The sequence below is a fragment of the Saccharopolyspora shandongensis genome (assembly GCF_900106995.1).
GTDB lineage: Bacteria > Actinomycetota > Actinomycetes > Mycobacteriales > Pseudonocardiaceae > Saccharopolyspora > Saccharopolyspora shandongensis.
In genome coordinates, this window is sequence record NZ_FNOK01000007.1 from 257,919 (window position 1) to 270,625 (window position 12,707).

Sequence of the window (12,707 nt, forward strand, 5' to 3'; positions counted from 1 at the left end):
GTGCTCCGCGCCGGCACGTCGGCCCTGCTGAGCGACACCAGGCTGTCCGACGCGCAACGCGCCGAAGGTCTGCAGAAGCTGCAGGACTTCGTGCGCAAGCTCGGCCCGGCCAAGCTGTTGCTGGAATTCGCGAAGATCGAATCGAACCCGATCTCGACCACCTTCGAGGTCGGCGGCCGGGAGTTCGCGTTCCACAGCGACAAGAAGCCCCTGGTGGCGCTGCAGGAGTTCGCTGCGATGTACGAGCGCGACACCGGCTCCGTCCTTTCCCCGGAGGACGGCGAAGCAATCTTCAAGAAGCTGCAGGAGAGCGCGGGCCAGCGGGCTGGGAACAAGGCGAAGACCGCCTACCGGGTGTCCGGTGAGCTCGTCGACGGCTACAAGATCTCGGTCGTCGTCACCGGCAAGCACGGGGACGTGCTGCGCACCGAGGACGTCGATGCCCGGCTGGCGGGCACGCACCGCAGCACCGCGGGGCTGGGCACCAAGTCCAAGTACGAGGGCGCCATCAGCGAGGCGCTCACCCTCCGGGTTCGCTTCCAGTCGTTCCTGGACTTCTCGAAGCTCGGCGGCAACCTGTGGGCGAGCTTCAACTTCACGGAGAAGGCCAAGGGCATCGGCCACGTCTCCAGCACCGCCTCGGCGGAGTACTCCGACATCAAGAAGATCGGCTACAAGGGGCCCGGCACGCGCCTCCTGCAGCAGTTCGACCTGGACGTCGAGGTCGAGATCAGCCGCAAGGGCAAGGTGCTGCGCAGCCGCGACACGACCATCGAGACCGTCGCCCAGTACGACATCCCGAAGTCCCTGGCCGACCCCGGGCTGGTCGCGGCCATCCAGCCCGGCACCACCGAGATCCTCTCGCCGAACAGCGAATCGCTGCAGGACCTCGGCGACCCGGTCGACCCGGACCAGATCCACGTCCTGCAGGGCGACACCAAGCAGATCGCCGATCTCCTGCGGGAGTTCTCGCCCCAGATGCAGCAGCAGGCCTCGCTCGGGGCCAAGTCGCGCCTGGACCGGTGGATCGTCGAGAACGTGCGGGGCGATCACCTGCCCAAGTTCGTGGCCGACCTCGACGACCAGCGGCTGAACACCACGCTCCAGGCGGCCTTCGCGAAGCCCCACCAACTGGTCGCCAACGGCATCAAGCGCGGCAGCTTCCTGTTCTACAACAGGGAGAACACCGTGACCGTGGACATCACGACGCACAACCCCGAGAAGGTCGGCAAGGTCGATCCCGGCAACCCGGTGCGGTTCGAGCACAGCACCTCGGTCAACCGGGGCATGCAGGCCGGCGGCGGCAAGGGGCTCGAAGGCGGCGGCGGATTCCAGGGCGGCCTGTTCAACATCGAGGGCAGCCTGGAATTCTCCGCGCGGCGGGACGCCGGCGAGCAGGGATTCCTCAGCGGTGGCCACAAGGCGACCTACGGCAGCGAGGACACCGAGCAGGTCTACGTGCGCGCCGACGCGCTCGTCAAGATCACGGTGCACAGCCACCAGCTCCACCAGGGGAGCGCGCAGCGCAACAAGTTCCTCGCCCCCTACCAGGTCGGCGGCGCGACGGAGACCAAGCTGGTCCTGCAGCGCGGCAGCGTCCTCGGCGTGATGTCGCAGGCCGACTACGACGCGTTCAAGAGCGGCCTGCACACCCTTGACGCGCAGCCGAAGGGCGAGCTCCGCCCGGTGCCGGCGCTGGCGAACATCGGCGAGTCGCTGAACGCCGACATCGGCCTGGAGAAACTCGATTCGAAGGCGCTGACCGAGCACGTGCTCAAGGTCCTCGCCGCCGTGGCGCCGGACGTGCTGCCCAGCGGCACCCCGGTCCGCGAGCCGGGCACCACGAAGCCGACCCTGCAGCTCGCCTTCGACCTGTCCCACAAGGCGGTGCAGCGGGAGATCCTCAATGGCGGCCTGATCATCCCGTTCGGGCACAACCTCAAGTTCGGCGACCGCGTCGGCGCCATCCGCATCTCGGTCGAGGAGGCCATCGGCGAGAACCACGGCCAGGACGGCGGTTCGGCGAAGTGGGATCAGAAGGCGTGGGTCGAAGAGATCGGCGGCCGCCGCTTCTTCGCCGAACACTCCGCGTCGTCCGGCTCCGAGCTGCAGTACGGCTCGACGAAGTCGGTGGGCGTCGGCCTCAGCTACAACATGCTCCTGAAGACGAGCAGCGACAACGCCACCTCCGGTCCGCAGGGCTCCATCGGCTTCAGCGGCCGGACCCGGGGCAGCGAACTGTCGTCGTCCACGGCGGTGCAGCGCGGCGACCGGCGCGAGCTCGACGCCGCGAACGTCCGGGTGTCGATGAACCTGCGGCTGAAGTTCGAGGTGCTGTCCTACCGCAAGCCCCCGTACTTCTTCACCACGATCAGCGACGGGGCGTGGCCGGCCAGGACGTTCCGCGACCCCGACGCGGGGCTGGTCGAGCTGGCCGACGAGCTGAGCAAGCTCGACGTGCCGGTGAAGCTGCGGATGCCGGAGGAGCTGCTCGGCATCTCGTCCCGGCCCGTCGGTGCCGGCGGCCTGGAGTTCGGCGTGAAACCCACGTCCGAGGACGTCGACCACACCGCCAAGGTGCTCGAATCCTCGACGGTGGTGGCGGTCGAGGTGCTTCGCGACGGCCTGGCCGACTTCCTGGCCGGCAACATCGTGCAGTCCCTCGCGAGCATCACCGTCGGCCCCGGCGGAACCATCGAGCGGGACGGGGAGAACACCAACCACGACCAGCGGATCGCCAAGCGCTTCGGCCGGAAGCTCGGCCCGCTGTGGATCGAGCTGGACACGCTGACCTCCGACCAGTTGCTCCGCCCGAACATCAAGGACTTCCTGTCGGACTTCACCGGGTTCAAGCGGGCCAACGGGGAGAAGTTCCTCGCCACCAACTTCGACATCGGGCTGAAGGCCGGGCTGTACAACGCGAAGTTCCGCGGGACGATCGACACGGCCCGCAACGAGCGGATGCAGGGGTACCTCACCGGCACGTCGGAATCGGTCGTGGAACGCACCAACGGCCGCCAGTTCGGACTGGGCGACACGACGCTGCTCAGCGGCGACAACCCGGAGGAATTCGCCTACTTCAGCGCCGACAACGGCCTGTCCAGCAGCGAGACGGCCACCACGGACACCCTCGACGGCCTCGACCTGCAGAGCCGGACCGACGACGGCCCCAAGAAACTCGTCGTGTTCGCCTTCGACGTCTTCTACACCTCGAAGGTCACGGCCATCGAGCGCGGCAGCGGCGCGAAGCTGCCGCACGAGCAGACCGCGAAGCGCCCGGCGGGCATCACGCTGACGTTCAGCCTGGAAGAAGCACTGGAACTCGGGCTGCCCGTGTCGGCGGACCTGCTGCACCAGAGCACCCAGCAGCAGCTTTCGATCACCTCGCACGAGCTTCCCACGATCGTCGAGGTGGACGAGGAGTCCGACACCGGGATTCCGGAGACGCCCGAGCAGGACGGCCCGACCGAGCCGAGCGAGAAGGCGCTGGGCAAGCGTCCGGTGCAGCCAGTTCGTGGGCCGTTCGACGACCTGTTGGCCCGTCACCCCGACGCTCTGCAGAACGAGGCGGCGATCGCCGAACTGCGCGCGCTGTTCTACGAGCACCACCAGCAGGTCGTGGACACCGGCGAAGCAGACCGGTTGGCGCGGTTCAACGGCGCGTTCCAGGAAGCACTCGGCAAGCTCAAGGTCGGTCGGGCGCGGGCCACCGGTTCTGCGAGCCCGGTCCCGGCGCTACGCGCCAAGCTGCGCGACGTGCTCCTGGCCGAGAGCCCGGCCGCGGCGGAGGTCTCTCCCGCCGAGGCGGCGTACTCCAAGGTCCTGGCCGCGTTGCGGGAGTCCGGCGAGCTCGGCCTGGGCATCTTCGACGTCCAGAAGAAGGAGTTCCTCGCGAAGTTCGCGGACGCCGAGGGCGAAGCCGCGAAGGCGCAGCTGGTCGACGAGCTGAAGGCGGGGCTGGGGACGCCCAGCGGCCCGCGCCAGCAGCGGTTCGAAGAGCTGCCGCCCCACGAGCAGGTGCGGGCGTCCGGCGGGAATCCGAACTGGGCATCGTCGGCGTGGACCGCTCAGCACGACGCGCTGGTCGCCATCGGGGCGAACCCGGAATGGGCCGCCGCGCTGGGCCACCGGCTGGCGGATTTCGGCCTGACCACCGCCGACTTGGACGGGCAGCGCTTCGTCGAGGTCTCCGGTTCCGAGTTCCGGCTGGTCGACCAGCAGACCGGAGACTTCCGGCAGTTCGACCTGAACACCGGACACCTCGTCCAGCGGCTGCATGGCCTGGTGAACGCGGGCGGCGAGCGGTTCGGGGCGCTGCGGCTGGACTACCGGACCGGGGAAGTGCGGTTCACCGACGGGATCGGCGCGGTTCTCCGCGGCGAGGCGGGCGACAACTCGTGGGTCCAGCAGGTGCCCTGGCAGCCGCCGTTCGAGTTCCCCGATGGCCGCACCGCCCGGTTCAGCGCGGACGGCAGCCTGATCCAGCTGATCTCGCGCGACGGCGGTTTCGAGGTCCTGCTGGACGACGGGGCCGCGCAGCAGGTCGCCACGGGCGATTCGCGCTGGGCGGACTGGGAGTTCTGGCAGCGGCTGAACACCCCGGACGGCAGCATCATGCACGTCAGCGCCGATGGCATGCTGGTCCGCATCAGCGATCCGGAAGCCGGCGCGCGCAGCATCTACCTGGTCGACTCGCATGTGATCAGCGCGGCCCACGCCGCCGCGACGGGTCATCTGGTCGCGAGGATCGAGTACGCCCCGAACGCCGATCAGAGCACCGCTGGGGCCGAGCTGCTTTCGCTCGTCGCCACCGACGGCGCGCTGGAGCAGCACATCGCCCAGCTGCGCGAGCAGGGCCGCGACGCGGACCAGGCCCGGCGGATCGCGATCGAGTACCGGTTGGCCGGCGCCGGTCTGCGAGCGGCCGATCTGGCTTGGTTCACCGGCCTCGGAAACCCGCTCAGCGCGCGGGACCTGATGGGCTTCGCCGATTGGCTGCACGAGGCGGGCATCTCGCCGGAGCAGCTGCGCGAACGCGGGACCGCCGCCGCGCGAGACGCCGTCGCGCGCTGGCGGCTGGGAATGTCCGAAGTGGACTTCGGTGCGCTGGTCGCATCGGGGAGCACGGCGGAGGCCGTGTTCGCGCTGGCGCAGCAGCTGGAACTCGCCGACACCGACGTGCGGGCGCTGGCGAAGTACCTCCGGAACTTCGGCCCGGTCGACCGGCTCTCCGGCGACCTGGTCGGTGTCGCCGCGGAAACCGCTCTGCCGCAGCGGGATCTGCTGAAGGTCGCCATGTTGCTGCCGGCACCGGTGTCCGCGTTGACCGGGGCCGGCTCGGCGATCGCGCGGATGAGCGACGGAAGCCGCGAAACCGCCAGCACCGCCAGCCTTTCGATCTCGCTGCGGTTGCGCGAGCTAGGGCTGCGCCCGGAGCAGCTGGGGCTGCTCGACGCGACCTGGTTCCAGACGGCCGGGCCCGGATTGCCGTCGGCGTTGACGAACGCGGGTTTCCAGCTGCACGACCTGCCGTTGCTGGCCGCCGTGGGCGTGCGTCCGGCCGATCTGGGTAACACCTGGTTGCCCACCGCGATCGACCTGGTTCGCGGCGTGCAGAACCCGGGCCCGCAGCACCTGCGCGAGGTGATCTTCGGTCCGGGCTGGCAGACCCACGTGCCGCCGGGCAACACCTGGTTCGACCAGTCGGCCGCCCTGAACGTGCTGCGGGAGCTCACCGCGCAGACCCTCCAGGTGCCCACCGAAGAAGCGGGAATGCTGCTCCAGTGGTTCTCCGCGATCGAGCACGTGCCCCGCAACATCGCCGAACTCTCCGAGCAGTGGCAGGTCTCGCGTCGCCATGTCGCGGTCCTGAGCGCCTGGCCGAGCATCCGGCCGGAGCAGCTGCAGCCGTTCGTGCCGGAGCTGCGGGAGCTGCACGAGAACCAGGACGCCGTGCTGAACTCACTGTCCGGCGAGCTGGGGAGGATCGGCGTTCCGAACCCCGCGCACGGGCTGGCCGGTTACCTGGACGCCGTCCGGCAGCACGGGATCGAACGCCCGGACTGGCAGGCGTTCGGCGAGTTCCTCGCCGGGGAGGACCTCTCCGCCGGGTACCGGATGCTCGCCGACCAGCACCAGGCGGCGGCCAACCACTACCTCGCGCTGGCCGAGAAGCATCCCGGCCTGTCCGGTGCGTACCGGGAAATGGCCGGGCAGCGCCAGGCGATCGCCGAGCACTACCTGGAGATGGCCGACCAGGGCGCCGGCGACGCACCGGGTCTGGCCTGGAGCGCCCTGTCCGAGGCGGACCGGCAGCCGTTCGTCACGCGGTACTGGCGGGCGGGGGCCGCCGAACACCTCGGCGTGGACGCCGACGATCTCGGTGTGCTCGCGATCGAGCCGCAGGCGCACCTGGTCCGGGGAGTGCTGGACGCCCTCGTCATGGTGCCTTCCGACCTGGCGGCCTTCCGCGGTCTGGTGTCGGGCTTGCACGTCGGCGAGATCGGCGCGTTCGTCGAGCTCTTGGGCCGGTACGACCTGATCGTGCAAGAGCTGTGGCCGTTGATGGACCCGCAGCAGGCCGGGGATGCGCTGAAGTCGCTGCAGGGCGCTTGGGACCGGATGAGCCCGGCGGATCGCGGCGCGTTCGTCGACATCCTGCGCAGGCACGGGATGAACTTCGCCGACTCGATCGGGGACGAGGCGCTCCGCAACTGGGCCAACGAGCAGCCGGGCGACGCGCTCGCCGGGGTCGTTGCCCGGCTCCGCGACCAGGGGCTGCTGCTCAACATCGGGGACTGGTTCGACGGGAGCGATCTGGACGAGTCGCTGGCGTTGATGTCCGGCGAGCTCGGCACGTTCATCACCTACCTCCACGAGCACGACCTGAGGGTGCAGGACCTGGACGACGCCCCGCCGCTGCGCGAACTCGTGGCCCGGTGGCGCCTCAACCTCGCCCCGCACGACGAGATCTCCGTCCCGGACGTCGTCGCACTCGCCGAGGCCATGCACGAACTCGGCCTCGAACCGGACGATCGCGGGCACGCCGAATGGGCGTGGAACGACCGGCCCGACTGGATGGAGGTCGTCAGGCAGCGCGCCGAGCAGTGGCACGTCACCCCGCAGCTGGCGCTGCGCCTGAGCCTGCAGACCGACCCCACGGGCGCGGTAACGCCCTCCTGGCTCGCCGGCGGCGTCGGGCTGGACCTGTCGTGGCTCGCCGGAAGCCTCTCGGAAAACCCGGACAGCGTCGTCGCCGACCACATCGCCGCCTCGGCCACCGCGCTGGGCCTGGACTTCGCCGACCTGTCCTGGTTCGAAGGCACCGGCATCGTCGATCCGACCGAGCTGGCGGATTTCCAGAACTTCCGCGCCACCGCCGGTGTTTCGGTCGCCGACCTGCGCACCAACGCCGACCTGCGCCGGTCGCTCGTGCAGCAGTGGCAGCAGTACCGGGACTCCGAGCTGCCGTTCGGCGTGGCGAGGGACCTTCCCCTCGTCTTCAGGCGCTCCCTCGCCCGCCAGGTGCGGCGCCTCGACTGGCTGCTCAACGCGCACGGCCTGCCGCCGGAGCAAGTGGCTTCGCTGAGCAGGACGCTGGGCCGCGTGCCGGTGGAGATCCCGGATCTCGTCGCCGGGCAGGACTTCGGCGCCGCCACCCTGCTGAACGCGGCCAACGAGTTGGGGGTGGAACCGGCCCTGCTGGTCGCCGAGTTCGCCCCGGAGCTGGCGGCGCTGGCCCGCGGCGAGATCACCGTGGAGCAGTGGCACGAGCAGGGCGGCGAGGACCTGCACGGGCTGGGACCGGCCAACTGGAACGGCATCGGCACCCTGGCCGCGAACCTGGCGCCGGACCGGGTCGGCGACGCGACCGATAACCACTTCGACCTGTGGTTGCAGCCGCTGGACATGCGGCCGGAGGACCTCGGCTGGTTCCACGGCGTCGACGACCTGACGGCCACCGACGTGGCCGACTTCCGGGCGCTCCTGGACAGCCGCGGCCACACCGTCGATGAGCTGCGCGGCGTCCCGCGGCTGCGGCAGCAGCTCGTCGAGGAGTGGTCGAGCCAGCCGCTGCGCCAGCTGCCGGCCGAGCAGCAGCACGAAATCCGGATGGCGTGGCTGATCGCCTCCGGGCTGCCCGCGCAGAAGCTCGAGGTGCTCGCCGCGGCGCTGGAGCGGGTTCCCACCGAGATCACGCACGTGGCGCTCGCCAAGCAGATCGACCCGGTCCGGCTGCTGAACCTGTCGGTCGCGCTGCACGAATTCACCGGAACCCCGGTGGAACCGGCGCGGCTCGCCGGCCGGGTGGGCATCGACTTCGAGCTGCTGGAGCAACTGGTCGAGGCGAAGCGGAACTCGAACTTCAGCCTCCAAGAGGAGTTCGGCGCACTGCTGGCCACGAGGGGCGACGAAGCCGCCGTACGCGGCTTCCTCACCGCCGCCGACCTCTACGCACTCGACTACGACTGGGATCAGCTGCGCCAGATCGCCACGTCCCTGACCGACGAGCCGTTGCGGGAGGCCCACCAGCGCCGCATCGCCGCCTGGCTGACACCGCTGGGCATGCACCTGCGCGACCTGAGCTGGTTCCGCGGCGTTGGCAACCTGGACCCCGGCGACCTGGTCTCGTTCCGCCACTACCTCGAAATCCGCGGCATGACCCCGGACCAGCTGCGGACCGGCCCCGCCGACCAGCGGAGCTCGCTGGTCTCGGCCTGGGCGGCGACCCGGATGCAGCCGCTACCCGCCGAGCTCTGGGGTGCGCACTTCAACGACACGGCCTGGTTCCGCGAAGGACGGGACGTGCGGCGGCTTGGCATGCTGGTGTCGGCCATGCCCGCCCAGCGCGGCGCCCTGAGCATGGAGCCCGCGGAGCTGCGCGCCGGCTCCGGCGTGAACAACGCGGAAGACCGGCAGCGCGGCGCCCTGGTCTCGCTGACCAGGACGCTGCAGCGGGTTCCGGTCGAGATCCTGCCGCTGTCCCAGAACCTGGGCATCAGCCCCGAGGCTCTGGTGCGCAGCGCGGCAGCCCTGAACATGGAACCGGTCCGGCTGGCCGGCCTGTTCGGCACCGATCTCCAGTGGATCGACAAGTTGTCCACCGGGAAGCACGACGCACTACCACTGCTGATCGACCACTTCGCCGCCGACGTGAACGCGTTGGGCAGCACGACGGGCCTGCTCCGCCCAGCCGACTGGGCGGCGGTGAGCTCGTTCCTGAAGGACGTGGACCTGGGCCGCCCGATTCCGGGACGGGTCGTGCTGCACCGGTTGCACGCGCTGCTGACCCACTTCGACAGCTCGATCCCGGAGGTGCTGGCCGGGCCCGCGAGCCTGCGGCAGACCGTGCAGATCATCTTCGGCCAGATGGGCCGGGTGGCGGGCGATTCGCTGGGCGAGCACCTCGACGGCTTCTACACCGAGCTGGCCGAGCGCGACATCCACGACCTCGACGAGCTCTCCCCCGAGGACGCCGCGGAACGCGTCCGGAGCTGGTTCGAGATCTCGCCGCCGGAACAGACCCTGCGCGCGCCCCGTCCGCGACCGGAGTCCGGCCCCGACGAGCAGCCCGCACCGCCCGCGTACCGGACGTCCGGCCTGGACCGGCTGGTGCTCGCCTCGGAGTTCGTCCCCGACGAGCAGTCCGCGACGACCGATACCGCGCCGCCCGCGTACCACGAATCCGGCTCGGACCGGCGGGTGCCCGACTTCGACCTGGAACCCGTCCCGAACCACGAGAACCTCCACGCGCTGGCCACCGCGGTGGGTGTCGACCCGCGGCAGCTGACGGCGTTCCTGCCGGCGTTGGCCGACGCGGACGCCGCTGCCACATCGCGGATGGCCATCGACCTGCAGGCGATCACGCTCGCGCTCGGTGCGGTCACCGCCGAGCGCCGGGCGATCCTGTTCGGGATCATCGAGGCGGCCACCGCGCCCGGCGAAGGCAGGCGGACGCCGCTGCGGGTGATCAACTCCCTGCTGTCCCGGCCGGTCGCCGAGTTCGACGGCATGTACGGCGAACTCGACTGGGCGGACCGGGTCCAGCGCCAGGAGCACCTCGAGAACATCGAGTCCCTCGGCGAAGTGCAGGACGTCGCCGGCGACTCGCCGTACGCGAACGATCCGGCGACCGCCGCCGAGTTCCGCAACGAGCTGCAACGGCTCGCCATCGAGCACCTGGGCGCGCGGGAGCTCAACATCGGGCTCATCGGGCTGCCCTGGGATCAGGCGCTCGAACAGCTGGTGCGGCTGCAGGAGCGGCTGGGCCAGCACACGTCCCACGCGCTGTTCGGCTACGTCCAGGCCAATCGGCGGATTCCGGCCGCGCTGCTCGGCCTCGCCGACGCGGTCGGGGTCCCGGCGGGCGACGGGGCGGTGCTGTTCAACGCCGCTTCGGGCCTGCTGGTCGACGTCCTCCAGCTACCGTTCTTCGAGCAAGAACTGACCGAACTCGTCCAGCAGGCCCGCCCGATCGAGGTCTGGATCCGGGACGTCCAGACGCAGTTGCTGCGATCCGGACTGCCGGGCCCGTTCGTGGCCAACGGTCCGCAGCTGAACAGGCTGATCGACCAGCTGCGTGCGAACGGGTTGCGGTTGAGCGACCTCCGCGAGCTGAGCGCGCACCTGCAGACCAGCGGCAAGACGCTGGTGGACATCCACAACCAGCGCCCGGACGAGACCGCACGAGTGATCCGCGAGTGGCGGATGAACCGGCTCGGGCTGCGGCTCGGCCTCGACGAACTCGTCCAGGGCTACACCGATGTGCTCGGGAATCCGCTCCGGTTGGCGGAGTTCCTGGATCTGCTCGACGGCCACGGCCTGAGCGTCCAGCACCGGCCACTGCTGATGGCGTTCCTAAGCGAGCAGCGCAACGTTCCCGAACCGTGGGCGAACAACGCCGCGGGGTTCTTCGCCCGCGCGCAGCGGGAGGGCCGGACGCCGCAGGACGTCCTGCTGGAGTGGGCCGAGGCGCGCCGGCGCCCGCTGGGCATCACCGTTGAGCAGTTCCACGAGTTGGCCGCCACCACCCGCTTCCGGCCGCTCGCCCTCGCCATCCGGGGAGAGCAGCTGCGGGGCACCGGCTTCGGCACGGCGGACCTGCTCGACATGGCCAACTTCATGCTGCGGCCGCTGCCGCCCCTGCCCGACGTCCAGCAGCTCGCGGAAGTCCTGCGCAACTACCAGCAGTGGAAGGCCGCCCGGCCGGCGACGCTGGACCCGCGGCAGTTCGCCGAGGGCACCCTGCAGATCCACTCGATGGACACCACGCTGGCCAGGAACCACTGGCCATCGATGGCGGTCCACGCGCGCCGCGATCAGGTCGCCGCGAACAAACCGAACCTCCCGCCGCACGTCGTCGACATGATGGTGACGGTGGACCAGGTGGCGACCGGCCGGATGAGCCCGCCGAACCTCACCACGGGCACGGCCACGCAGCGCCACCAGGCCGCGATCATCGCGGCCGTGGTCGACTTCGGGTTGCGCAGTTTCGCCGGCTACCAGGGCGAAGCACCGCTCCGCGCGTGGCGCACCGCGCGGCAGGAGCACCCGCAGCCGGGCTCGATCACCACGGGAGCGGAGTTCGTGTTCGCCGAAACGGCGGAGCACAACGCGGATCTCCGGCCGGCCAACGAGGAGATCGTCTACATCCCGCTGCGCGGCCAGGCGTCGGCGGCCCACACGGTGGGGAACCGGCAGGGTGGCTCGGTCCTGGTCGGATTCGCCTGGGGAACCAGGTTCCGCCTGGTCTCGGTGGAGACGACCGGCCAGCGCGGCGTGGACGGCCGGCCGATCACTCGCCTCACCTACGAGGAATTGCCGCCGCAGCGGCAGAACAACGGCGACGGTGGTGACCCGGGCGCCGCCAAGCGGGCGCGCCTGGAACAGGGCGGGAACGATGCGGCCAACCCGCCGTCGCGAGAGGCGTTGGCGGCGGCGGAGCAGGTCTACGACATGCTCAAGGCGGAGGTGCGGAACCTTCCGGGTGTCTCGTATGCCGATGTAGCACTGAATTCCGTTGGGGTGTACGCGAATTTCCGGGAGGCCTACGCCCGGGCACTCGATGCCGGCGACAGGGCGGTGCAGGAGTCGCTGCAAGCACAGCTGCGCGCTGCCCTGGCCGTGAAGCGAGGCTCGGGCTTGCCAGGCGGTTCCCGCGGCTCGTCCGAGCAGAACGCTGCTACGGGCTCATCGTCCAGCACACAGCAGACGTCGTCCGGGGCAACGCAATCCGAGAACCGCAGCGACCTCGCGGACGAGATCGCCAGCATCCTGGCGCCCCAGTCCGCGCCGAGCACGTCGAACCCGACCGCCACGCCGGAGAAGGCGCCGTTGCCGGTCAACGACGGCGACACCGGTGCCCCGCCGCAGTACGAGGCGCAGGAGGGCGAGCGGTCGGCGTCGGAGGGCTTGGATGCGGAGGCGAGCCGGCGGATCGCGAAGGGCAAGATGCCCGTGCGCCTGCTGGAAACCGCTCGCGAACGCTACGCGCAGATCATGCAGGAGATCGCGGAGGCCAATCAGGAGCAGGTGCAGGGTTCGTGGGCGGAGCGGGATCGGGCGCTGAATTCGATTGGTGCGTATGAGGAATTCGTGTCGTTCTATGCCGATGCGCTGCATACCGGCGACGCTGATCGGCAGGCGCGGCTGGAAGCGGATCTGCGTGCCAAGCTGACGGCCGAGGTCGAACGGCCGGCGGACAACCC

Annotated in this window: 1 protein-coding gene (only partly in view); it reads left to right on the plus strand. The window is 70.3% G+C overall.

The window, feature by feature from the left end; all coding sequences use genetic code 11:
• Positions 1 to 12,707, plus strand: part of the annotated coding region (locus BLW84_RS10610) for a WXG100-like domain-containing protein (protein WP_143060916.1) (this coding region is incomplete at its 3' end). Its footprint begins 14,565 nt before the window's first position; 12,707 of its 27,272 annotated nt are in view.